We start from the raw sequence: 24,829 nt of genomic DNA on the forward strand, positions 1-24,829 counted from the left end.
AGGTACTACGGGGGGATTCCCACAAAAATCCCCCGTATAAAAACACCATTAATCCAGTATTTCGTTACTTTTAAATGCCTGTCAAATTGTTTAAGTTTGAATTATGAGCCGCATCAAGACAACCTTCTCCCTCCTACTCCTGGTTTGTAGCCTGGGTTTAAAAGCGCAGGATTTTAAGAAATATGATAAAGGAAGCTTTATCAAAGGCAAAGACAGTATTTACTATCGTATACTCTTTCCCGAGAATTTTTCTGCGGATAAGCAGTATCCGATCCTGTTCTTTTTACATGGAAGCGGGGAGCGCGGCAACGACAATGAGAAACAATTGACACATGGCGGAAAGCTATTCCTGAAACCAGAGCTCCGGAAGCAATTTCCGGCCATCATAGTTTTCCCGCAATGTACAGAAGACAGCTTCTGGTCTAATGTGAAGTTTGATCAAAACGCGCAGGGAAACCGGGTTTTCAATTTTCAAAAGAGAGGAAAACCGACAAAATCAATGAAAGCTTTGCTGAGGATGATTGATAACTTTTTAGACAAGCCATATGTGAACAAGGATCAGGTTTATGTTGGCGGTCTTTCTATGGGTGGTATGGGTACTTATGAATTGTTAAGACGTAAGCCTAAGCTATTCGCAGCGGCGATAGCCATTTGTGGTGGCGATAATGTAGCCAACGTCCAGAAATATAAAAATGTTCCTTTATGGATCTTTCACGGGGAGAAAGATGAGGTTGTGCCGGTGGTATTTTCTACCATGATTTCCGATCAGCTGAAAGTATTGGGAAAAGAGCCGAAGCTTACTTTGTATCCAGATGCCCATCACAACAGTTGGGACGCTGCATTTGCAGATCCCAAACTCTTGCCATGGTTATTTTCTAATCAAAAGAAACAATAGCGGTTATTATTCCGCCATATTGTGATAAACGGCCTGAACGTCATCGTCCTCTTCCAGTTTATCAATCAGCTTGAATACATCTGCTGCCTGCTCTTCTGTAACCGGAATGGTAGATAAAGAAATACGCTCTAATTTCGCGCTTTTCATTTCTACACCGATATCTTCCAGTGCTTTTTGCATTTTTCCGAAGTCTTCGAAAGCAGTTTGAACTACTGCAATTTCATTTCCTTCTTCGTCAGCTTCCAGATATAATTCTTCCAGACCTGCGTCAATCAATTCAAACTCCAATTCTTCCAGGTCTTTATCACCAGGGATAAAGCGGAAAACCGACTTGCGGCTAAAGATGAAGTCTAAAGAACCTGTTTTACCTAAAGTACCACCGGTTTTATTGAAATAACTACGGATGTTAGCTACCGTTCTATTGGTATTATCCGTTGCCGTTTCAATCAGGATAGCCACACCATGTTGTGCGTATCCTTCATAAACAAACTCTTCATAACCATTCTCATCTTTGTTGGATGCTCTTTTAATTGCTGCTTCCACAGTATGTTTCGGCATATTCACTGCTTTCGCATTCTGAATTGCGGTACGCAAACGGGAGTTGGTATCCGGCGAAGGGCCATTATCTTTAACAGCCATTACAATCTCTTTACCTATCCTGGTAAATTGTACGGCCATTTTAGCCCAACGTTTAAATTTCCTTTCTTTTCTGAACTCAAATGCTCTACCCATTGTATCTTTTATTTAAGGAATTTCCTTATTAATGATTATTCTGTAAGTTCGTTAACATATCTGTTGTCATCTTCGACAAATCAAACTCCGGCTTCCATCCCCAATCTTTTTGAGCGAAGCTGTCGTCGATAGAACGAGGCCAGCTGTTGGCAATTGCCTGGCGTGGATCATTCTCCGTGTAAGTTAATTTAAAATCCGGAATATGTTTTCTGATTTCTGAAGCTAATACTTCCGGAGTGAAATGTACACCACCGAAGTTATAACTAGAACGGATAGAGATTTTACTGGCTTCAGCGTCCATCAGTTCGATAGTACCGCGGATGGCATCATCCATGTACATCATTGGCAATTCTGTTTCTGCGTTTAAGAAAGAAGCATAGCTACCTTTTGTTAAAGCATCATGGAAAATATGGATGGCATAATCTGTGGTTCCACCACCTGGTGCAGCTTTCCAGCTGATCAATCCCGGGTAACGGATACTACGTACATCTAAACCAAATTTCTGGTGGTAATATTCGCACCAACGTTCACCTGCCAGTTTACTGATACCATAAACCGTATTCGGGTCCATTACACAGTATTGTGGGGTTAAATCTTTTGGAGAATTAGGGCCGAATACGGCGATAGAACTTGGCCAGTAAACTTTTGCTGTTTTATAAACGATAGCAAGGTCTAAGATATTCAATAAGCCATTCATGTTCAGATCCCAGGCTAATTTAGGATTCTGCTCACCGGTAGCGGATAATAATGCCGCTAATAAATAAACCTGAGTCGGCTTATACTTTTGAAATATGCTATTTAAAATGTCCTTTTCAAGTACGTTAACGAACTCAAAAGGGCCTGAATTTTTGATGTCATAATCAGGTCTGCGGATGTCACAAGCGACTACATTACTTTCACCGTAAGTCTTACGTAAAGCGGTTACTAATTCAGTGCCGATCTGACCGTTAGAACCTAATACTAATATTTTCTCAATCATGAATTTTTGTATGGATTTTGACAAAGTTAAAAAAACGAAACAAACCTCTATAAAATGTTTATGATTTATATGTTTTTGTATTTTCCCGGCGTGTTTTTAATCGCCATTTATGGGTAAAAAAGGGCTGAAATGCCCGGAAAAACAAATAAAGAACGAGGTTAAAAATAAGATTGAACTAATTTCTCTGAAATAACGTTTTAGGAGTACAATGAACTGTTAAAAACCACGTTAAATACGCTGCATTTTCTGCACATTTTCAGCTTCTGAACAAGAAAAAGTTGATTAAGTAACAAAAACATGATATATTAGAATTATTGTGTATTTCACACACTAACCATTATTTTTTGCTTATTATTACAAAACAAAACACACTTTAACCATATAAAAACACCTAAACAGCCTAGTATGAACAGAAGAGACGCAGTGAAAAATGTTGCCTTTTTAATGGGAGGCGCATTGTCTGCAACTACTATTGCCGTATTTTTAGATAGTTGTACTTCAACATCTAATAAATCAGCAGCAAACTTACTTTCCGCCGATCATGAGAAGGTTATCACGGAAGTTGCGGATATCATTATCCCTACTACAACTACGCCGGGTGCCAAAGCAGCAGGAGTTGGCCCATTCATCGCCATGATGGTGAAAGAATGCTACCCTGAAGATGCGCAGAAAGCATTTGTGAAAGGCCTGGAGGATCTGGAACAACAGTCTCAGGACACCTTCAAAAAATCATTCCTTGAAATTTCTGTACCGCAGCGCCAGGAGCTCTTAAACAAAGTTAGAGAGACTACGATTGCCGCAAATAAAACAGAAAAAGAGGCTTTAGAGAAACAACAAGAAAACGTCACTCAGAAAAAATCTGAAAAGGAAGCTCCGGGCAACGCAATGACGCCAAAGGACAAACCTAAAACAACACCTCAATTCTTCGCCATCATCAGGGACTTAACCTTACTGGGTTATTTTACTTCAGAAATTGGTGCTACCAAAGCTATGGCTTATGTAGAAATCCCGGGCCGTTACGACGGCGATGTGCCTTTAAAACCAGGTCAAAAAGTTTGGTCATAAACCCTTTTAGAAATTAAACGATGAGCAATTTAAATACGAAAGCAACTGCGCAAAACACTTATGATGCGATTGTTGTAGGATCAGGAATCAGTGGTGGCTGGGCTGCAAAAGAGTTAACAGAGAAAGGTTTAAAAGTTCTGATGCTGGAAAGAGGCAGGAATGTTGAACACATCAAGGACTATACTACGGCGATGAAAAAGCCATGGGAATTTGAGCACCGTGGTAGATTAACGGAAGCACAAAAAGAAACTCACCCTGTACAAAAAAGAGATTATCCTTATCAGGAATTTAATGAAAGCTTCTGGGTAAATGACCTGGAATGCCCATATACTGAGGTTAAACGTTTCGACTGGTACCGTGGTTTCCATGTAGGTGGTAAATCATTGATGTGGGGCCGTCAGAGTTACCGTTTAAGTGACCTGAATTTTGAAGACAATGCAAAAGATGGTCATGGTACAGATTGGCCAATCAGATATAAAGACATTTCGCCATGGTATGATTATGTAGAGAAATTTGCAGGAATCAGCGGCCAGGCAGAAAACTATCCCCACTTCCCTGACGGGCAGTTCCTTCCTCCGATGGATATGAACGTGGTGGAGAAAGATGTCAAGAAAAGAATTGAAAGTAAATGGAATAAATCCAGAATCCTGACCATTGGTCGTACAGCGAATTTAACTGTAGAACATGGCGGAAGAGGTAAATGTCAATACCGTAACCTTTGTAGCAGAGGATGTCCGTTTGGCGCTTATTTCAGTACACAATCTTCTACCCTACCTGCTGCTGTGGCAACGGGCAACTTAACGCTTCGTCCTTACTCCCTGGTGAACACCATCATCTATGATAAAGAAACACAGAAAGCGAAAGGTGTAGTGGTGATTGATTCTGAAACTAATGAGCACATCGAATACTTTGCAAAAATTGTATTCGTGAACGGTTCTACTTTAGGTTCTACGTTCTTATTGTTAAACTCTACTTCTCCTGAACATCCAAATGGATTAGGTAATGGTAGTGGTGAACTTGGACACAACCTGATGGATCACCATTTCCGTTGCGGTGCTTCGGGAAGAGCGGAAGGTTTTGATGACAAATACACTTTCGGCAGAAGAGCCAATGGTATTTACATTCCAAGATATAGAAATATTGGTAATGACAAACGTGATTACGTAAGGGGCTTCGGTTACCAGGGTGGCGCAAGTCGCGGAAACTGGCATGCTGATGTTGCTGAAATGGCATTTGGTGGTGAGTTTAAAGACCAGATGACGGTACCAGGTTCATGGAATATGGGCTTAGGTGGTTTCGGAGAATCTCTTCCTTACCATGAAAACCGTGTGTATATCGATCAGAGTAAAAAAGATAAATGGGGACAACCTGTTTTGGCAATTGATTGTGAATTCAAGGATAACGAGCAGAAAATGCGCGTAGACATGATGAACGATGCTGCTGAAATGTTAGAGGCCGCAGGCATGAAAGATGTAAACACTTACGATAACGGTTCTACGCCAGGTATGGCTATCCATGAAATGGGTACTGCACGTATGGGTCTTGATCCAAAAACGTCGGTATTAAACAAATGGAACCAGATGCACGAAGTGAAAAACGTATTCGTAACTGATGGTTCTTGTATGCCTTCTGCTGCTTGTCAGAATCCTTCATTAACGTATATGGCATTGACCGCAAGGGCTTGTGATTTCGCAGTTTCTGAACTTAAAAAAGGTAACCTTTAATATTAGCCTGCATATTGGTAAAAGCCAGTATGCAGGTTTTATGTTTAAACCTTGCTAAGTCGGTTTAGACACTTTAAAATCAACAAAAAACAAAATATTCTGATGAACAACAGAAAGATGAGAATGGGTATGATCGGTGGTGGCAAAGATGCCTTCATCGGAGCCGTTCACCGCATTGCGGCAAACATGGATGGTCAGGTTGAATTTTGCTGTGGCGCGTTAAGCGTTAACCCTGAAGTTGGCAGACAATCCGGAAAAGAACTTTTCCTGGATGACGATCGTATTTATGCGACTTACCAGGAAATGATTGAAAAAGAAAGTCAGCTTCCTGCCGATAAACGTATGGATTTCGTAACCATCGTGACCCCTAACTTTGCCCACTTTGCTCCGGCAATGCTGGCTTTAGAAAATGGTTTCAACGTAGTGATTGAAAAACCAATCACTTTATCTCTTGAAGAAGCGAAACAATTACAGGAAAAAGTAAAAGAAACAGGTCTTGTATTGTGTCTTACCCATACGTATTCCGGTTACCCGATGGTGAAACAAGCCAAAGCAATGGTAAAAGAAGGAAAACTGGGCGCCATTAGAAAAGTAATGGTAGAATATCCTCAGGGATGGTTGAGCACCTTAACAGAACGCGAAGGCAATTCCGGCGCTGCATGGCGTACCGACCCCACTAAAAGTGGTAAAAGCGGTTGCATGGGCGATATCGGAACACATGCCGCTCAACTGGCAGAATATATCTCTGGTTTAAAAATCAGTAAGCTTTGTGCAGATTTAAATATTGTAGTTCCGGGACGTGGTTTAGACGATGACGGTAACGTCTTGTTAAAATTCGACAATGGCGCTAACGGTGTTTTAATTGCTTCTCAAATTGCAGCAGGTGAAGAAAACGCTTTGAAAATTAAAGTATATGGTGAAAAAGGAGGCTTAGAATGGCACCAGATGGAACCAAATACCTTAATCGTAAAATGGTTAAACGAACCGGCACAAATTTACCGTGCGGGACAAGCTTACCTTTCAGACGCAGCGAAACACAATACCCGTGTTCCTGGTGGTCACCCGGAAGGATACTTAGAAGCTTTCGCTAATATTTACAGAAACTTCGTATTAACGATCGGCGCGATTAGTCAGGGCGAAGAACCTACCGCAGCAATGCTTGATTTCCCTAAAGTGGAAGATGGCGTAAGAGGCATGGCCTTCATTGAAAATGTAGTCGCTTCTTCAGCATCTGATCAAAAGTGGTTCGATTTTAAAATATAAACATCATGACAACAATTAAAGGCCCCGGAGTTTTTCTGGCTCAGTTTATCGGTGATGAAGCCCCATTCAATTCTTTGGATAACATTTGTGAATGGGCAGCAGGATTAGGATTTAAAGGTATTCAGATGCCAACGCTTGATTCCAGATTCATCGATTTGCAAAAAGCAGCAGAAAGCAAGACTTATGCGGATGAGTTAAAAGGAAAAGTAGCGTCATACGGATTGGAGATTACAGAATTATCTACGCACCTGCAAGGGCAACTGGTCGCTGTAAACCCTGCTTACGACCTTGCTTTTGACGCATTTGCTCCGGATCAATATAAAAACAACCCTGCTGAAAGGACCAAATGGGCCGTTCAGCAATTGAAATATGCGGCAAAAGCTTCACAAAACCTGGGCTTAAATGCACATGCTACATTTAGCGGTTCCTTGTTATGGCATATGTTTCACCCCTGGCCACAACGTCCGGAAGGATTGGTAGACGCCGCTTTTACCGAACTGGCTAAAAGATGGTTGCCGATTCTGAACGAATTTGACAACTGTGGTGTAGATGTATGTTATGAGATTCACCCGGGTGAAGATCTGTTTGACGGGATCACTTACGAGATGTTCCTGGAAAAAGTGAACAATCACCCTCGTGCCTGTCTGCTATACGATCCATCACACTTTGTGTTACAACAACTGGATTATATCCAATATATCGATTTCTATCATGAGCGCATCAAGGCATTCCATGTGAAAGACTCTGAGTTTAATCCTACGGGAAAACAAGGAACTTTTGGTGGTTACCAAAGTTGGGCAAACCGCGCCGGAAGATATCGTTCTCCAGGCGACGGACAGGTAGATTTCAAAACCATTTTCAGCAAGCTTGCGCAGTACGATTACAGTGGCTGGGCAGTAATGGAATGGGAATGTGTGATTAAAGATGCACAGGTTGGTGCCAGAGAAGGTGCTGAATTGATCAGCAAACTGATCATTCCGGTAACGGACAGGGCATTCGACGATTTCGCTGCTTCCGGTGGAAATGACGAATTTAATAATAAAATACTAGGCTTATAATACCTGAAAACATCATCAGTTTAGTGCTTTTAAAGGCTAAGCTGATGATCGCTTCATCATTCATAAAAACAATTTATTCCAATGAAAAACACACTATTTATCCTTGCCTGCTTTATTCTGGCTTTTGCTTCCTGCTCAAGCCCGGAATCAAATTCTACCAGTACCACAGCAACTACCGAAAGCACACCAGCAGCTAGTACTGCAACTGAAAAACACCCTGGAGAGAAACTAATTGCAACTTCTGACTGTATCGGTTGCCACAATAAAGTAACGAAAGTAATCGGCCCAACATACGAAGAGATTGCGGCTAAATACACCCTTGATGATGCAACAGTTGAGCAACTGGCGAAAAAGATCATTGATGGTGGTAAAGGCGTTTGGGGAGAAATTCCAATGACTCCACATGCTACCCTATCACAAGACGATGCCAAAGAAATGGTACGTTACATTCTATCCCTGAAGAAATAACCTGAACCACAGAACCAAATATAAACCATGGAAGAAACCAACAAGAACCAGGAAACTTCGTCAAGACGAAGTTTCCTTAAAACTACCGCAATTGCAGCTTCGGCATTTATGATTGTACCCCGTCATGTTTTAGGCGGACCAGGATTTATAGCGCCTAGTGACCGCCTGATTATCGCCGGAATCGGTGCAGGAGGTAAAGGACAATCAGATATTGCCAATTTCTACAAAAGCGGGAAAGCTGACATCGGCTTTCTATGTGATGTACACGATTCGAGGGCTGCGGCCAGCGTAAAGGCATTCCCAAAAGCAAAATACTACAGGGATTACCGTGAATTGTTCGACAAAGAGCACAAGAATTTCGATGCGGTGTCGGTTTCGACCCCCGATCATAGTCATGCGATTATTGCTTTAGGTGCCATGCAACTGGGTAAACACGTGTATGTTCAGAAGCCTTTGGCTCATGATATTCACGAAGCCCGCGCTTTAACCGCAGCAGCGCAGAAATACAAAGTGGTTACCCAAATGGGAAACCAGGGTGCCTCAAATGATGGCCCGCGACAAATGAAAGAATGGTATGATGCAGGTTTAATTGGCGATGTGCATACGGTTTATGCCTGGACAGATCGTCCGGTATGGCCACAGGGTATTCCATGGTCTGCAAATAAAGCAGAAGTGCCTAAAGACCTGGATTGGGATTTATGGTTAGGTACTGCTCCTTACAAAGATTACGTCAACAAACTGGTTCCTTTTAACTGGAGAGGCTGGTGGGATTATGGAACAGGTGCATTGGGCGATATGGGTTGTCACCTGTTGGAAGCTCCATTCAGCATGCTGAACCTGAAATATGCTACGGAAGTTCAGGCCAGTGTAGGCTCTGTCTATGTGGATGAATTTAAACGTGGATATTTCCCTGATAGTTGTCCTCCTTCTAGTCACGTTACGTTAAAATTCCCTAAAACCAATAAAACTAAAGGTGATGTTGTAGTTCACTGGATGGACGGCGGTATTCAGCCGGAAAGACCAGAAGAACTGGAAGCAAATGAAGTTTTTGGCGATGGTGGAAACGGTACTTTATTTATCGGTACCAAAGGAAAAATGATGGCCAGCACTTATAGTGCAGATCCACGTTTATTACCATTGAGTAAAAACAAAGACATTAAGGTTCCTGCGAAATTTGCACGCGTTCCTGGTGGTTCTGATGGCCATTATGCCCAGTGGGTAGAAGGTTGTATTGCCGGTTATGGCAAGAAAGAGCTAAGTTCTCCTTTTGAAATTGCAGGCCCGCTGACGGAAGCTTTACTAATGGCAAATCTGGCCATCAGAGGAACGGATGTTCAGGTGAAAAATGACAAAGGAAGAGCAACTTTCCCTGGTAGAGATATCAAGTTAATGTGGGACAATGACAATATGAAAGTCACCAATTTTGATGCGGTAAACCAGTTTGTAAAACGCGATTACCGTAAAGGTTGGTAATAAATTCAACTTAAATAGAAAACTATGAAACCATATATTTTTTCAGCGATGCTGCTTAGCGCAGTACTCGGTGCAGGCAATAGTAATGCGCAGTCTGACAGTAAAGGATTTACGAAACTGTTTGATGGCAAAACGACTAAAGGCTGGCATACTTACGGTGAGCAAACCGCAGGAGCGAAATGGAATGTCGCTGATGGTGCCATTCATTTTAACCCTAAATCAGGGAAAACTGGTGGTGGCGATTTAGTGACCGATAAAGAATATGGCAATTTCCATTTGAAATTAGACTGGAAAGTAGCACCTAAAGCCAATAGTGGCGTCATCTTTTACGTTCAGGAAGATCCGGCTAAATACCATGCTACGTATAGCACTGGCTTAGAAATGCAGGTGCTCGACAATGATGGTCATCCGGATGGAAAGATTACTAAACACCGAGCAGGAGACCTTTATGACCTGGTTAAAAGCAGTTCAGAGCCGGTTAAACCTGTTGGAGAATGGAATACTTCGGAAATCATCAGCAAAGACGGCAAGTTAACACTTAAATTAAACGGCGTAAAAGTAGTGCAGACTACCCTTTGGGACGATCAGTTTAAAGCATTAGTTGCCGGCAGTAAATTTGCAAAATGGCCGGGTTTTGCTACATTCAAGACTGGAAAGATTGCACTTCAGGATCATGGTGATGAGGTTTGGTACCGCAACATCCTGATTAAAGAATTGTAAGCGGATTCTGCGCAGCGATGCGCGCAAGCCAGACCATGCCCGAACTGGCATGGTCTGGCGTTTTTAACGCAAAAAATTACACCAAAATATAAAAACACGAGATAAACAATGAACCTTAACAACCGCATCAAATTGTCATTCATGATGTTCCTGGAATTTTTCATCTGGGGCGCATGGTTTGTGACACTGGGTACTTTCCTGGGGAACAACCTCAGCGCTACAGGAAGCCAGTCGGCATCTGTATTTTCTACCCAATCCTGGGGAGCCATCATCGCTCCTTTCATCATTGGTTTGATTGCTGACCGTTACTTTAACGCAGAAAAGATCCTGGGCGTGCTGCACCTGATTGGTGCTGTACTTATGTATCAAATGTATAATGCCACAGACATCAATGTATTCTATCCCTATGTACTGGCTTACATGATTCTGTTTATGCCTACCCTGGCCTTAGTGAACTCGGTTTCCTTCAATCAAATGAAAGATCCGGAAAAAGAATTCTCTACCATCAGGGTATTCGGTACCATCGGATGGATTGTTGCTGGTTTATTAATCAGTTTCTATTTCCACTGGGATTCTGCCGAAGGCGCTAAAGATGGATTGCTTAAAAATACTTTCCTAATGGCAGGTATCGCTTCTGTAATCTTAGGATTATTTAGTTTCGCGTTACCAAAAACACCTCCTAAAGCGGTTGCCGGTGATAAAGTTAAGGTATCAGAAATCTTAGGATTAGATGCTTTAAAATTATTAAAAGATAAAAACTTCGCGATTTTCTTTGTCTCTTCTATCCTGATCTGTATCCCTCTGGCTTTCTATTACCAGAATGCACACCCCTTCCTATCTAATGTAGGCGTGGCAGATCCAACAGGAAAGATGACTATCGGACAGATTTCTGAAGTATTGTTCCTGTTATTACTTCCTGTATTCTTTACCAAATTTGGCTTTAAGAAAACAATCCTTGTGGGTATGTTGGCCTGGGCTTTACGTTATGCCCTTTTCGCTTATGGAAACGCAAGTGATTTAGGATTTATGCTGATCATCGGTATCGCCCTTCACGGGGTTTGTTACGATTTCTTCTTTGTATCCGGACAAATTTACACCAACTCTATTGCTGGTGATAAATACAAAAGTTCTGCACAAGGATTGATCACTTTAGCAACTTACGGTGTAGGTATGTTAATCGGATTTGAAGTAGCAGGATACATCACCGATACCTATAAACTTGCAGATGGAACTGTGAACTGGAAAATGGTCTGGATCATTCCTTCAATAATTTCATTAGTAGTCTTCTTACTCTTCACTGTTTTCTTTACAGATAAGAAAAAAGAGGAAACTCAATTCACGGCCTAATGGCTGAGGAACTGAGCAGAAGAACTGCCTTAAAAAACATCGTTGCCGGAACCGCCGCTTTAGGCGTTTCGGCAGCATTGCCAACCTTCGCTATGGAGCCTTATCAATCTACTGCTTTGAAAGGAAATGTGAACCATTCGGTATGTGCCTGGTGTTTCGGAGATATGGAGTTAGACGCCCTTTGCGTAGAAGCCAAAAAGATCGGAATTAAAGCGATCGACCTTGTTGGTCCGGCAGGATGGCCTACCTTAAAAAAGCACGGTTTAGACTCTTCCATGTGTAATGGTGCAGAAATAAACCTTGTGGATGGCTGGAATGACCCTAAATTTCATGCTACGCTGATCAAAAACTACACGGAAATGATCCCTAAAGTTGCTGCAGCGGGTTATAAACAATTAATTTGTTTTAGCGGAAACCGCCGTGGAAAAGACGACGAAACCGGACTTAACAATTGCGTGGAAGGCTTGAAACAAGTGATCGGTATTGCTGAGAAAAACAATGTGGTTTTAGTGATGGAGTTGTTAAACAGCAAAGTTGACCATACTGATTACCAGTGCGACACCACCAAATGGGGTGCAGAACTGGCCAAAAGATTGGGCTCGGAAAACTTCAAATTGCTGTATGACATTTACCACATGCAGATTGATGAAGGTAATGTGATTGCCAACATCAAAAAGTACCATCCTTACATCTCACATTACCATACTGCCGGCGTTCCCGGAAGAAATGAGATAGATGATACGCAGGAGTTGTTTTATCCGGCGATTATAAAAGCTATATTAGCAACCGGATTTAAAGGTTATCTGGCTCAGGAATTCATTCCTAAGTATAAAGATAAAATCAAATCGCTGAGAGACGCAGTAAATATTTGTGACGTATAAAATCAAATCTATGAACTCGAGAAGAACATTTATAAAAAACGCAGGTATGATGGCCGCAGGAGCATTCCTGTTTCCTTCATTTGCGCACGCATTTGCTAAAGTAAAACCAGTAGGCTTACAACTGTACACTTTGAGAGAAGTGATCGGTAAAGACCCTAAAGGTGTAATTGAGAAAGTGGCTAAAGCAGGCTATAAAGAAGTTGAAACTTACGGATACTCTGCAAAAGGTGGTTATTTCGGTATGGACGCTAAAGCTTTCAAAAGCCTGTTGGATAACAACGGTCTGAAAGCACCAAGTGGACACTTCGGTTTGGATTCTTTCTTAAAAGACGGAAATCAGGACGAGTTGAAAATCGCTATCGAAGGCGCCAAAGGATTGAATATGGAATTCCTGACCATTCCATGGATGGGCGAAAGTTTAAGATCAAGCCTTGATGATTACAAGAAAGTTTCGCTGCGTCTGAACCAGGCAGCTGAAATCTGTAAAAAATCAGGATTGAAACTGGCTTACCATAACCACGATTTTGAATTCAAGAAATATGATGGCAAAACCGGATATGAGGTGATGCTGGAAGAAACAGATAAAAACCTGGTGAAGTTCGAAATGGACTTATACTGGGTAGTTAGATCAGGTAATGATCCGATTGCTTTCTTTAATAAATACCCTGGACGTTTCCCAATGTGGCACGTAAAGGATATGGACAAAGCAAACCATACCATCAATACAGAAGTAGGAACTGGTACAATTGATTTTAAACCTTTCTTTAAACATGCCAAACAGGCAGGATTGAAGTATGCTATCGTGGAACAAGAGAATTTCTCTAAGGATCCCTTTATCAGCATCAAGCAAAGCTTTGATTACGTAAGTCGCGAATTGGTTTAAGCATAACAGCTTAAAATATCAAGGGAAGTGGTTTACGAAACTACTTCCCTTTTTTTATGCCCTTCGCCCGGCTCCGCTGCTCCATGAGCAATAGCCGCTGTAATACCAGCTCCTGAGGAGCTTTAAAGCGCATTAAAATGCAAGTTTTGAGTACTTTAGCCATAAAAAGCACAAAAATTTCACCATATTTGAAAAATATGGGCGGAATAAGCCCGGAAAGCCAGAGAACTTATTACCAAAAACTGAATACTATAAATTAATAAGAACTATAAAAAACCAATTAAAAAAATGAAAATTGCAGTTGTAGGCGCCACCGGTCTGGTAGGTACCGTAATGTTAAAAGTGTTAGAAGAGCGTAACTTCCCGTTAACCGAATTGATTCTGGTTGCATCTGAGAAAAGTGTAGGTAAAGAAATCACTTTTAAGGGTAAGAAGCACGCTATTGTAAGCATGGATACTGCAATTTCAATGAGACCTGATATCGCTTTGTTCTCTGCAGGTGGCAGCACCTCTTTAGAACATGCCCCACGTTTCGCTGAGGCAGGAACCACAGTAATTGACAATTCATCGGCATGGCGCATGGACCCATCTAAGAAATTAGTAGTTCCGGAAGTAAATGCTCATGAACTATCTCTTGATGATAAGATCATTGCTAATCCAAATTGTTCAACTATTCAAATGGTAGTGGCTTTAAAACCATTACATGATAAATATAAGATCAAACGTGTTGTTGTTTCTACTTACCAGTCTGTAACAGGTACGGGTGTAAAAGCAGTAGAGCAAATGATGAATGAACGTAACGGTATCACTGATGGCCCTATGGCTTATGCTTACCCGATCGATTTAAACGTAATTCCTCAGATTGATGTTTTCGAAGCAAACGGATACACAAAAGAGGAAATGAAAATGATCAATGAAACACGCAAAATCATGAGCGACGATAGCATCCGTTTAACGGCTACTACTGTTCGTATTCCGGTAATGGGTGGACACTCTGAATCGGTAAACATCGAGTTTGAAAACGACTTTGATGTGATCGAACTTAGAGAATTATTGGCTACTACGCCAGGAATTGTTGTTGTTGATGACATTGCCAACCTGAAATACCCAATGCCTAAAGATGCTCATGAGAAAGATGAAGTATTTGTTGGAAGAATCAGACGCGATGAATCTATGCCGAACTCAGTAAACCTTTGGATCGTTGCAGATAACCTTCGTAAAGGTGCAGCAACCAATGCGGTTCAGATTGCAGAATACCTGGTGAATAAAGACCTGGTTTAATTCTCCTTCTATAAAAAAATGATTGAGGTATGGAACGCTATAAAAAGCAATCTGTACCTCTTTTTTTCGTTAATAGCTATTTAGCTTCAAATAAATCTCTTCATGAATATCGTCAGAAAAGTTGCCCTGTTATCCCTTATCTTTTTACAACAACTAGCCCAGGCGCAAAGTCCGGTAGAAAAACTGGAACAAGCGTATCAGGTATTGAAAGACGATAGTCAGGCGAAACATGCAATTATCGGTCTTTGCGTATTAGATGCCAATACCGGTCAGTTGTTGCTGGGCAAAAATGAAGAGCTGGGATTAGCTACGGCTTCTACCCTAAAAACCATTACCTCGGCCACGGCGTTCAGTATGCTGGGCAAAGATTTTCAATACCAAACCACACTTGCCTATAGTGGCAACATTACTGCGGATGGCACCTTACAAGGCGATTTGATCATTGTTGGCGGCGGAGATCCGACTTTAGGCTCCTGGCGCTACGCGAATACGAAAGAAAACTACATCCTGCAACAATGGGTCACTGCGATTCAGCGTGCAGGAATTAAAAAAATAGCGGGTAAAATCATTGGAGACGACAGCATCTGGGGAACTCAAACTACTCCTGATGGCTGGATCTGGCAAGATATCGGCAATTATTATGGCGCTGGTCCATCAGCACTCAGCTGGCGCGAAAACCAGTTCGATATCCACCTGAAAGCGAACAACACGCCTGATAAATCGGTATCTATCTTAAAAGTGGTTCCGGAAATGCCTTACCTTAAAATCAGGAACGAGCTGACGGCTGGTGCGGAAGGCAGCGGAGACCATGCTTATTCTTACCTTCCTCCGGATGGCAACGTGGCTTACCTACGTGGAACCTGGGCATTGGGAATTTCCAAACCGGGGGTTTCAACGGCCGTACCAAATTCTGCTTTTGATGCTGCTTACCGTTTACAGGATACCCTGAACCGCATTGGCATTCCTGTGGAACAGCCAGCAACCACGGCAAAATTACTGGCCATAGATCAGCAGAGCGTACCTGCGATTCAGCAGAAACTGATTACCATTACCTCCCCTACCTTATCAGAAATCGTTTATTGGTTCAATAAAAAAAGCGTCAATTTATACGGGGAGCACCTGTTGAAAACACTAGCCTGGAAAACGGGGAAAGTACCGACTACGATCAACGGCGCACAAACGGTGATCAATTTCTGGGCAGAAAAAGGTCTGGACAGATCTGCATTGAACATTACGGATGGCAGCGGATTATCGCCAGCCACCAGAGTGACACCAATGGCAATGGCAGAAATCCTGTTTCAATCACAAAAAGAAACCTGGTTTCCGGACTTCTATAAATCCCTGCCGGATAACAATGGCATGAAACTAAAAAGTGGCAGCATAGCCGATGTTTCTGCTTATGCGGGCTATCATACCGATAAAGGGGGCAACAAATACATCATTGTCATCAACATCAATAACTACTCCGGAAGCGGCATTAACAAGAAGCTCTTCAAAGTGCTGGACGCGTTAAAGTAGGGTCATTGCCGGATTATTTGCCTTTTTATGGTTAAATTGCGCGAGTTTTTAAATACATAATACGCTTACCCCCTGCTATGAAAAGATTATTCCTGTTCGTATTGTGCGGTCTGATCAGCGTTGCTGGTTTTAGTCAGGCACCAAATACTGAAAGTGCTGCTGAGCTGTTCCCATCAAACCCGCTTCCTACCGAAATTGCCATCATTCCAGAACCCGTTTCTGTGATTAAACAGGATGGTCATTTCATTTTACCGAAAAATGTAGTGATCCAGTCGCCGGCAAGTGCGGAATTGAAACAGGTTTCCAGCTTTTTACAGGAACGCTTAACTACCCCTACGGGAAGTTATGTGTCTATCGTAACTGGTCATACCGGAGATCATGCACAAATCAGGCTCCTGTTAAATGAAAAGCCGAATCCGCTTTTAGGAACGGAAGGTTATCAATTGACTGTAAAAGCCAATCAGATTCTGATCAGAGCCAATAAACCGGCCGGCTTATATTATGGCGCACAGAGTCTGGTGCAGTTATTCCCTAAAGAAATAGAAAGTAAAGATCCGGTGTCGAATATCCGCTGGTCTGCCCCATGCGTAGAAATCACCGATTACCCACGTGTGGGTTGGAGAGGATTAATGCTGGATGTAGCGCGTCATTTTTTCAGTAAAGAAGAAGTGAAGCAATACATCAATGCGATGGTTCGCTACAAATATAACCTCCTTCATTTACACCTCACCGATGATGAAGGCTGGAGAATAGAAATCAAGGGCTATCCGAAATTAACGGAAGTTGGTGCCTGGAGTGTGAAGAAAACCGGAGAATTTGGAAACTTTATTCCGCCTACCGCAGACGAACCCCGTACTTATGGTGGTTTTTATACGCAGGAAGATTTAAAAGAACTGATTCAATATGCTCAGGATAGATTTGTAAATATCATGCCCGAGATTGATGTTCCAGGTCATAGTTTAGCAGCGATTGCTTCCTATCCGGAACTTTCCTGTACGCCTGGCGCAGAAAATTACCGGGTTCGTTCCGGCGAAAGAATTATGGACTGGTCCAGAGGAGCGCCACCAACCGCTTTGGTTGATAACACGCTTTGTCCGGCAAATGAAAAAGTATACAGCTTTTTAGATACCGTGATTACCCAGGTTGCCGCACTCTTCCCTTTCGAATACATCCACATGGGTGGCGATGAAGCCCCTTTTAACTTCTGGCAGAAAAGCGATGCCATCAAAGCATTGATGCAAAAAGAAGGATTAAAGAACATGCACCAGGTACAGGGTTATTTTGAAAAACGCGTACAGAAAATTGTAGAATCTAAAGGTAAAAAGTTCATGGGCTGGGATGAGATCATGGACGGTGATCTTTCTCCAAGTGCAGCAGTAATGAGCTGGAGAGGCATGAAATACGGTACGGATGCTGCAATGAAAGGCCATGAAGTGGTCATGAGCCCGAGTACCTATGCCTACCTGGATTATATGCAGGCCGATCAGATTACGGAACCAAGGGTATATGCTTCGCTACGTTTGAGCAAAGCATATGAATTTGACCCGATTCCTGCCGGAGTAGATCCAAAATACATTAAAGGTGGACAAGCCAACTTATGGACGGAGCAGGTGACCAACATCCGCCAGGCAGAATACATGACCTGGCCAAGAGGAATGGCGATTGCCGAATCGGTCTGGTCGCCGAAAGAAAAGAAAAACTGGGAAAACTTTTTCGGACGCGTAGAACAGCATTTTCAAAGGCTGGACATTGCGGAAACTAAATACGCACCAAGTGTGTATGATCCGATATTTAAGGTGAGCAGATCTGCGGATAAGCAGCTGGTTATCGAATTGACAACAGAAGTAGCCGGACTGGATATCTATTACAGTTTTGACAACTCTTTTCCGGACCGTTTTTATCCGAAATATACGGAGAAACTCAACCCGCCAAAAGATGCGAAAATGTTAAGAGTAATTACTTACAGAGGCAAACAGCCGATTGGAAGGATGATGAATATGCCAATAGAAGAGTTAAACAAGAGAGCAAGAAGATAAGAAATTGAGGTATTTTGTACATATAGGCTACCATGGCCTTCATTTTAATGGCTGGCAGAAACAACCGGGGGTGATGAACGTTCAGGGCGTCATAGAAAATGCGCTGACACAGATTTTGAAAACACCGGTATTTATCAATGGCTGCGGCCGTACGGACGCGCATGTTCATGCCAGTCAGTTCTTTTTCCACATGGATATTGAACAAGCCTGGGATTTCGACCTGATCTTCCGTTTAAACAAGATCCTGCCGGGAAGTATTGCTGTTTTCGACATTATTCCAATGGAAGGTTTACCGCATGCCCGTTTTGGTGCCGTGCAACGCAGTTATGATTATTTTATCCATACGTATAAGAGTCCTTTTCTAAATGGATTGAGTGCTTTCTACCTGTTGGAGAACCTGCAATTTGATCAAATGAAAAAGGCAGCAGCCCTGTTGCCGCTATACAATGATTACCGTGGATTCTGCACCAGTCCGGAAAAATACGAGCATACGATCTGTTACGTGAAGTCGGCCGGACTAACCGTAGACAGCAGTGGCGACCGTTTACGCTTCCAAATCTCTTCTAATCGCTTTCTGGGCAAAATGATCCGCATCATTATGGGACAGTTGCTGAAAATCGGAAAAGGAGAACTGACTGTGGATGAATTTGAAAATTATCTGATCAATAAAGAAACACCGCGACTGATTACCCCTGCCCAACCGCAAGGGCTATATTTATCCAAGGTAACTTACCCTTACCTGGATCTGGCACCAAGAACCACCTTTTCGGCGATTCTACAGCCCCAGTTTGAAAGCTTTACGTAGTTTTATTTTTAGCTTTCCCTGCCTGAAATGCCCATTCGACAATGTGTCGGATGGATTTGTGCACTTCAGCTCTGCCTTCTTCGGACCTGATATCGAGTCCGCAGATGGTGCTGTCGTTTTTCTTAGCATGAAGTACCATATAATAAATTCCGGAAACCAACAGCGCTGATACCCCTCTTAAACTTACCGGAGAGTTTTTGAAATAGGGATCTGACATCTCCAGCAATACATCCCCTTGTTCCGCACGCACTTTACACATACTTTCCAGCAAGACTGTACGCTCAGATAGTTCCCATAAAATAATCTTTTGCATCTCTTCTTCGTTCCAGAAATACTCAAATTGTTTTTCAAGAAGCGAGGATATGGTGTCTATTAAGACGCTTTTTTTGTTGATCCCTTCAATATCACTCGAAATACTCTTTTTATAAGTTAGCCAGTAGTCCTTTTCGATCACATAAGTTTCAATCAGGCGGTCTACATTTTCAAAATACCGGTAGATTAATTTCTTGGTGACTTTTGCTTCTCTGGCGATTTCATTGACGCCCAATGCACGGTAACCTTTGGCCTTGATAATCGCACCAACGGCATCAATCAGCTTACGTTCCGTCAATAAACGGCTTTTAATTGCTTCTGTGGGTTCTTTTTTTACCATATCAACGGGGATTCTTATAAAGGACAAATGGAAAATAGCTAAAACGAAATGGCGTAGAAGAATATTTTAATACAAAAAATAAATATTAGACACAAATACAAAAACCATGCAATAAAAAGGAACTTTATTTAAAAACACTTTGATTTTTTTGGAAAAATAATAATAATTAATTATTTATTTAGTTAAAGTGACGAGTAAAGTTCCACAAAAACATGGCCTGGACTACCAAATGACTGATTTTCATTAGGGTATATTAATATATAATTTGTGATAAAGAGTTCATAAATAGATACAAAAGCGATAAAGGGCTAAAAAAAAACTCCATGGCGTTCCTACCGAATGCCATGGAGAGGGATAATTCAATATAGGGGGGACATATTGAATGGTTATTATTATGCGTTCTAATCACCCGTTTTGCAATAACGCACAATTGCAAAGCGGCAAATCAACAAAAATTTGAGAACGTTGATTAATGTATTAGAATCTCAAGATAATAGGGGATTATATTTTAATTCATACTGAGCAAATATAACCTACAAAAACTATCGAAGTGGTGACATGGAAAAATATTTTATATCATTCTAAGCGCTGTATGCCAGTATATTAAAATATTGCCCCTGTACAAAAAACACAACAGGTGTAAAAAACAAGGGTTTTAATACTTGCAATTCCTTTGATTTTCTTAGATTTTCATTAAGCTTTCAAATAAAAATAAGCCGCTGAACAGCAGTAAATTAAGGCCTGATCTGCCTTGTTAATCTTATTTATTTTCCTTAACTTCAACTAGCAATTTTTAAAAACAAGGAGGTATATCATGACTGTTATTCAAAAGATTGAGCACTGGGGAGACCTGCATCATGCCAAATGGCTGGATGCGGTTCGTATTATTCTGGGATTACTGATATTCGGTAAGGGCATTGCGATTGTGAGCAATACCGCGTCCTTACAGGATTTACTGTTACAAAACAATGTGTATAGTTTCTCCGGGATGATGGCCAGTCTGCTGGTGCATATTATTGGCTTTGTCCACCTGGTGGGTGGCTTATTGATTGTACTGGGTCTGTTAACCAGATTTGCGGTAGTCATTCAGATTCCAATCCTGTTGGGTGCAGTATTTTTCGTAAACCTATCCAGAGGATTTTCATTTTTAAACTCAGAATTATGGCTTTCCCTCCTGGTTTTGGCCTTGTTGGTCTTATTCTGGGTGATTGGCTCCGGCCCCTTCTCCGTAGACTATCAAATGAAGAAAAAACCGCGAAGGTAAGATAAGATTCTTTACACCGCTCTGAGATTCATGAGGTCTTAAATGATTAATTTTGAACAAAATAAGGCTTATGAATTTTCACACCAGAAAATGGGTAAAACCAGAAGATCTGAATCCTAACGGGACTTTGTTTGGCGGTAGCTTGCTCCGCTGGATCGACGAAGAGGCAGCGATTTATGCGATTGTACAATTGAACAATCCGAGGGTTGTTACCAAGTACATTTCGGAAATCAACTTTGTGAGTTCTGCCAGACAGGGAGACATCATCGAGATGGGCATTACTGCCACAGCCTTTGGAAATACCTCTTTAACCATGCGCTGTGAAGTGCGGAACAAGATCACCAGAAAAAGTATCCTGACCATCGATAAAATGGTATTCGTGAATGTAGATGAGGATGGAAATCCAGTACCACACGGCAGAACCCATATTAAATATATTGAAGAGCAGTTTGAGAAAGAAGACCTTTAAACGTCGGATAAAACCAATACTCTTAAGGCATCGGGCGTAAGGCTGATGCCACTTACCGTTTCCCTGGCCTGCTGATAGAAAGGATTACGCTCTTCCAGTTTAGCGGCAATAAAGGCGATCAGCTCTTCTTCGTTCATGTCTTTCAACAAAGGGCGTTTGTCCTTACCGCTTTCCAGGCGTTTTGCTAAAGCTGCGGGAGGCATTTCTATGTACACGGAAAATCCGTTTTCATTGATCCATTGCATGTTGTCAAAATAACAAGGTGCTCCCCCACCGGTTGCCACCACACAATTGTCCGGGTAATTGAATTCCTTTAAAGTTTTACTTTCAAACACTCTGAATGCAGGTTCACCATTGGCCGCAAAGTAATCCCCGATAGGCATGCCCGCAACCATTTCAATCTGGTGATCGAGGTCAATAAAATCATAACCTAGTTTAGTTGCCAGTTTTCTACCTAAGGTACTTTTACCGCAACCCATAAATCCAATCAGAAATATTTTCATTTTTATTCAGCAAGTTTAACTCTGGGATCAACCACACCATATAATATATCTACCAGAATATTGATCAGTACAAATATAAAGGCAATAAAAAGAATTGAACCCATCACCACCGGAAAATCTGACATTTCCAGCGCGGTAACGGTAGTTTTCCCTAATCCATTATAGCCAAAAATATATTCTACGAAAAAAGAACCGGCTAATAAACCTGCAAACCAACCGGAAATGGCGGTAATTACGGGGTTTAAAGCATTTCTTAATGCGTGTTTATAAATGATGGCATTCCTACTCAAGCCTTTCGCTCTGGCCGTCCTGATATAGTCCTGAGCCAGTACATCTAACATGGCACTCCTGGTTAACTGCACGATAATCGCCAGAGGTCTTAAACCCAAAGTAATCATCGGCAACCAGAGGTTTTTCAAGGTCATGACTTCCCCTTTAAAAGGGTCATAGCTATATAGACTTCCCGACATATTTAAGCCGGTATAATCGCTCCAAACAAAGCCAAATAGCCAGGCAATGATGATTCCAGCAAAAAATGAAGGAGCGGAAATCCCGAGAATGGCGAATGAATTTGCCGCTTTATCGATCCAGGTATCCTTGTGTACGGCAGAAACTACACCCAGAAAAACGCCGATAACGGTGGCGAAAATCATGGCAGATAAAGCGAGTACAAAAGTATTGGGAACGGTTTCTCTTAAGATTGTGCTCACTTCTCTTTTAGTCTGGTAAGACCTGCGGAGGTAAGGCCATTTTAGCACAACCACCTCATTTCCGACAGGCAATAATTTCAGGTAGTGATATTTTGCCTGATTTTCGGCGGTATTGCTATGAATACTCAAGGGAGAAAGGTCGTTCAGATAGAGAAAAAACTGAACTGGCCTGGACTTATCCAGGCCAAATTCTTTGCGGACAGCTTCCAGCGACTGTACATCGGAGCGTTGCCCCATGGTCATTCTGGCCGGATCGCCCGGTAATACATTAAACAGTATAAAAACGATACTCAATACGCCCAGCATGACCGCCAGTCCGTAGAAAAACTTCTTGAGGGCGTAGGAAAGCATCCTTATTTACTGAAATATTTTTCGGAAAGCACTTCAAAAGAAGGAACCGTATTGTAATGCCATTTGTTTATAATCACCCCGTTTTTAAGCAGGATTACGCCTGGATTAGCTCTGACCATGCTTTTTAAAGGCACAGCATCCGCATAAAAAACTTCGCTAAACAGCTTCATTTTTTTACTGAAAGCCTGTGCATCCTGCGCAGAATTGGAAGTCAGCAATACCGTTCTGATATTGAATTGTTCTGCGGCATTTAAAGCCAGTGCATTTAATTTCGCAATGGCCTCTTCATTGGTATCCTTTAAATTATAAGCTACAAAAACCAGGTTATAGTAAGGGTTTTCGATCAGTTCTTTTGTATAATCAGTACCGGAAGCATCGGAAATCAGTAAATCTTTGATTTTCGGTTCGTATCCTTTTTTGATCAGTTTCTTTTCAGGTGTACCTACGATTTCCCAGTTTTCATCTTTCCAGATTTCCGTTTTCAGGTAATCCTTATCACTCATCACCTTTTTCTCCCCGGTTTTCTTATTGCTCATATTGTACATGATTAAAAACTCATCAGGTTCAGCACCCGGAGGCGTAGCCATCAGTTCCGGAATGTTGGCACCGACTTTATAAGGTAGGAAATCCAGGATCGGCGACCTGCTGTAAGTATAAATACTAAACAGTAACGAAGCACAAAGCACAATGCCTAATGAGGCACTTTGCCAGCTGCGATTGGTGGTGACCGGGCGGATTAAATCTTTATGGATGAACAGGTAAATGATCAATGCCAACAGCACTAAATCTTTAGAGAAAGACTGCCATGGAGTTAGCGGAATCGCATCGCCAAAGCAACCACAAGAGGTTACTACTTTGAAAAATGCGGAAACGAAAGTCAGGAAGGTAAAGAAAACAATCACTGCCAATAAGCCCGAAGTGACCTTTTTAGACCAGAATCCGAGGAGTAGTAAGGCGCCCAATACAATTTCCATCACACAAAGTAAGATGGCAATTCCGGTAGCGCTGCCACTTAAAAAAGGCATATGGAACACTTCAAAATACTCCTGCAACTTATAACCGAAGCCCAGTGGGTCATTCGCTTTAATCAGTCCGGAGAATATAAACAGGACTCCAACAAATATTCTGGCAAAATTTAAGGCAATTTTCTTCATTATTTTAGTCCAAGTTTGATCAATGCAAAAACCGAATAATTGAGCATGTCCTGGTAATTGGCATCCACCCCTTCCGAGGCTAATGTTTTACCGGCATTGTCTTCAATCTGTTTTACTCTTAAAATTTTCATGAGGATGAGGTCTGTTAAGGAGCTGATGCGCATATCTCTCCAGGCTTCTCCATAATCATGGTTTTTAGCGAACATCAGGTCTTTGGTGAGCTTTACTTTCTCATCATATAGCTGCTCCGCCTGCTCCAATGGCAATTCAAAGGAATCTTCATCTGTAAATTCCAGCTGCAACATGCCCATCACACAATAGTTGATGATACCGATATATTCAGGAATAATTCCTTCATCTACCATAGACACTTTTTTTTCTTCCAGGGTACGGATACGCTGTGCCTTGATGAAAATCTGATCGGTAATAGAGGATGGCCTAAGTATGCGCCATGCCGTTCCATAGTCCTTTGTTTTCTTTATAAAAAGCGATTTACAAACCGCAATTACTGAATCGAATTCTTGAGATGTGTTTGTTGCCAAAACAATTAAAATATTTAGTTTAAAGCTATTTAAATACCGTATTTTTGTTTTATACG

The 24,829-nt window shown here is 41.8% G+C and carries 24 protein-coding genes; 17 read left to right on the forward strand and 7 right to left on the reverse strand.

Annotated elements, in window-relative coordinates; all coding sequences use genetic code 11:
• Positions 1-103 precede the first annotated feature (103 nt).
• On the forward strand, positions 104-895 hold the full coding sequence (locus tag R2Q66_RS03710; RefSeq protein WP_316746654.1) for a prolyl oligopeptidase family serine peptidase: 792 nt from the start codon (positions 104-106) through the stop codon (positions 893-895).
• A 6-nt stretch (positions 896-901) separates the two neighbouring features.
• Here R2Q66_RS03710 and R2Q66_RS03715 read toward each other — a convergent pair whose 3' ends face one another.
• Together R2Q66_RS03715 and R2Q66_RS03720 are read right to left on the reverse strand one after the other, a co-directional pair.
• Positions 902-1,627 carry a YebC/PmpR family DNA-binding transcriptional regulator gene (locus tag R2Q66_RS03715; protein WP_316746655.1) on the reverse strand — a complete coding sequence of 242 codons (726 nt, stop codon included), beginning with the start codon at positions 1,625-1,627 and terminating at the stop codon, positions 902-904.
• Positions 1,628-1,655: 28 nt separating this feature from the next.
• Positions 1,656-2,606 (reverse strand): NAD-dependent epimerase/dehydratase family protein, encoded by a 951-nt coding sequence (locus tag R2Q66_RS03720; RefSeq protein WP_316746656.1) that lies wholly within the window; start codon positions 2,604-2,606, stop codon positions 1,656-1,658.
• Between the two features lie 405 nt (positions 2,607-3,011).
• Here R2Q66_RS03720 and R2Q66_RS03725 point away from each other — a divergent pair, with 405 nt between their 5' ends.
• The 14 genes from R2Q66_RS03725 (at position 3,012) to R2Q66_RS03790 (ending at position 19,128) form a co-directional block, all read left to right on the forward strand.
• Positions 3,012-3,671 carry a gluconate 2-dehydrogenase subunit 3 family protein gene (locus R2Q66_RS03725; RefSeq protein WP_316746657.1) on the forward strand — a complete coding sequence of 220 codons (660 nt, stop codon included), beginning with the start codon at positions 3,012-3,014 and terminating at the stop codon, positions 3,669-3,671.
• Between the two features lie 20 nt (positions 3,672-3,691).
• Positions 3,692-5,395 (forward strand): GMC family oxidoreductase, encoded by a 1,704-nt coding sequence (locus tag R2Q66_RS03730; protein WP_316746658.1) that lies wholly within the window; start codon positions 3,692-3,694, stop codon positions 5,393-5,395.
• Positions 5,396-5,497: 102 nt separating this feature from the next.
• Positions 5,498-6,658, forward strand: a complete 1,161-nt coding sequence (locus R2Q66_RS03735; RefSeq protein ID WP_316746659.1) for a Gfo/Idh/MocA family oxidoreductase — start codon at positions 5,498-5,500, stop codon at positions 6,656-6,658.
• 5 nt (positions 6,659-6,663) lie between these two features.
• Positions 6,664-7,716, forward strand: a complete 1,053-nt coding sequence (locus tag R2Q66_RS03740) for a sugar phosphate isomerase/epimerase (RefSeq protein WP_316746660.1) — start codon at positions 6,664-6,666, stop codon at positions 7,714-7,716.
• A gap of 81 nt (positions 7,717-7,797) precedes the next feature.
• The gene (locus tag R2Q66_RS03745; RefSeq protein ID WP_316746661.1) at positions 7,798-8,184 is read left to right on the forward strand and encodes a c-type cytochrome; all 387 of its coding nucleotides are present in this window, start codon (positions 7,798-7,800) and stop codon (positions 8,182-8,184) included.
• A gap of 27 nt (positions 8,185-8,211) precedes the next feature.
• Positions 8,212-9,657 carry a Gfo/Idh/MocA family oxidoreductase gene (locus R2Q66_RS03750; protein ID WP_316746662.1) on the forward strand — a complete coding sequence of 482 codons (1,446 nt, stop codon included), beginning with the start codon at positions 8,212-8,214 and terminating at the stop codon, positions 9,655-9,657.
• 24 nt (positions 9,658-9,681) lie between these two features.
• Positions 9,682-10,377: a DUF1080 domain-containing protein gene (locus tag R2Q66_RS03755; protein WP_316746663.1), complete on the forward strand. Its 696-nt coding sequence runs from the start codon at positions 9,682-9,684 to the stop codon at positions 10,375-10,377.
• A gap of 108 nt (positions 10,378-10,485) precedes the next feature.
• Positions 10,486-11,724 (forward strand): nucleoside permease, encoded by a 1,239-nt coding sequence (locus R2Q66_RS03760; RefSeq protein WP_316746664.1) that lies wholly within the window; start codon positions 10,486-10,488, stop codon positions 11,722-11,724.
• Positions 11,724-12,605, forward strand: a complete 882-nt coding sequence (locus tag R2Q66_RS03765) for a hydroxypyruvate isomerase family protein (RefSeq protein WP_316746665.1) — start codon at positions 11,724-11,726, stop codon at positions 12,603-12,605. The genes R2Q66_RS03760 and R2Q66_RS03765 overlap by 1 nt, the downstream gene beginning before the upstream one ends.
• A gap of 10 nt (positions 12,606-12,615) precedes the next feature.
• Complete coding sequence (locus R2Q66_RS03770) at positions 12,616-13,488, forward strand: sugar phosphate isomerase/epimerase (RefSeq protein ID WP_316746666.1); 873 nt, start codon at positions 12,616-12,618, stop codon at positions 13,486-13,488.
• A 288-nt stretch (positions 13,489-13,776) separates the two neighbouring features.
• Entirely contained in the window at positions 13,777-14,769 is a 993-nt protein-coding gene (locus R2Q66_RS03775; protein WP_316746667.1) for an aspartate-semialdehyde dehydrogenase, read from the forward strand.
• A gap of 102 nt (positions 14,770-14,871) precedes the next feature.
• Entirely contained in the window at positions 14,872-16,287 is a 1,416-nt protein-coding gene (gene dacB, locus R2Q66_RS03780) for a D-alanyl-D-alanine carboxypeptidase/D-alanyl-D-alanine-endopeptidase (protein ID WP_316746668.1), read from the forward strand.
• Positions 16,288-16,364: 77 nt separating this feature from the next.
• On the forward strand, positions 16,365-18,323 hold the full coding sequence (locus tag R2Q66_RS03785) for a beta-N-acetylhexosaminidase (RefSeq protein WP_316746669.1): 1,959 nt from the start codon (positions 16,365-16,367) through the stop codon (positions 18,321-18,323).
• A gap of 4 nt (positions 18,324-18,327) precedes the next feature.
• A complete protein-coding gene (locus R2Q66_RS03790) occupies positions 18,328-19,128 on the forward strand; it encodes a tRNA pseudouridine synthase A (protein WP_316746670.1) in 801 nt (266 codons plus the stop codon).
• Here R2Q66_RS03790 and R2Q66_RS03795 read toward each other — a convergent pair.
• Positions 19,121-19,780, reverse strand: coding sequence for a TetR/AcrR family transcriptional regulator (locus R2Q66_RS03795; protein ID WP_316746671.1), 660 nt, complete (start codon positions 19,778-19,780; stop codon positions 19,121-19,123). The genes R2Q66_RS03790 and R2Q66_RS03795 overlap by 8 nt on opposite strands.
• An 814-nt stretch (positions 19,781-20,594) precedes the next feature.
• Between R2Q66_RS03795 and R2Q66_RS03800 the strand changes: the two genes are divergently transcribed.
• On the forward strand, positions 20,595-21,044 hold the full coding sequence (locus tag R2Q66_RS03800) for a DoxX family membrane protein (RefSeq protein WP_316746672.1): 450 nt from the start codon (positions 20,595-20,597) through the stop codon (positions 21,042-21,044).
• Between the two features lie 70 nt (positions 21,045-21,114).
• Positions 21,115-21,513, forward strand: coding sequence for an acyl-CoA thioesterase (locus R2Q66_RS03805; protein WP_316746673.1), 399 nt, complete (start codon positions 21,115-21,117; stop codon positions 21,511-21,513).
• On the opposite strand, the gene R2Q66_RS03810 is transcribed toward R2Q66_RS03805, so the two are convergent.
• The 4 genes from R2Q66_RS03810 to R2Q66_RS03825 are packed head-to-tail and all read right to left on the reverse strand — an operon-like array spanning position 21,510 to position 24,773.
• Complete coding sequence (locus R2Q66_RS03810; RefSeq protein WP_316746674.1) at positions 21,510-22,016, reverse strand: shikimate kinase; 507 nt, start codon at positions 22,014-22,016, stop codon at positions 21,510-21,512. The two genes, R2Q66_RS03805 and R2Q66_RS03810, sit on opposite strands and share 4 nt — an antisense overlap.
• 2 nt (positions 22,017-22,018) lie before the next feature.
• Complete coding sequence (locus tag R2Q66_RS03815; protein WP_316746675.1) at positions 22,019-23,077, reverse strand: ABC transporter permease; 1,059 nt, start codon at positions 23,075-23,077, stop codon at positions 22,019-22,021.
• A 2-nt stretch (positions 23,078-23,079) separates the two neighbouring features.
• A complete protein-coding gene (locus R2Q66_RS03820) occupies positions 23,080-24,231 on the reverse strand; it encodes a BT_3928 family protein (RefSeq protein WP_316746676.1) in 1,152 nt (383 codons plus the stop codon).
• Complete coding sequence (locus R2Q66_RS03825) at positions 24,231-24,773, reverse strand: DUF1599 domain-containing protein (RefSeq protein WP_316746677.1); 543 nt, start codon at positions 24,771-24,773, stop codon at positions 24,231-24,233. The genes R2Q66_RS03820 and R2Q66_RS03825 overlap by 1 nt, the downstream gene beginning before the upstream one ends.
• Between the last annotated feature and the right edge of the window lie 56 nt (positions 24,774-24,829).

The sequence above is a fragment of the Pedobacter gandavensis genome, from assembly GCF_032677645.1.
Taxonomy (GTDB): Bacteria; Bacteroidota; Bacteroidia; order Sphingobacteriales; family Sphingobacteriaceae; genus Pedobacter; species Pedobacter gandavensis_A.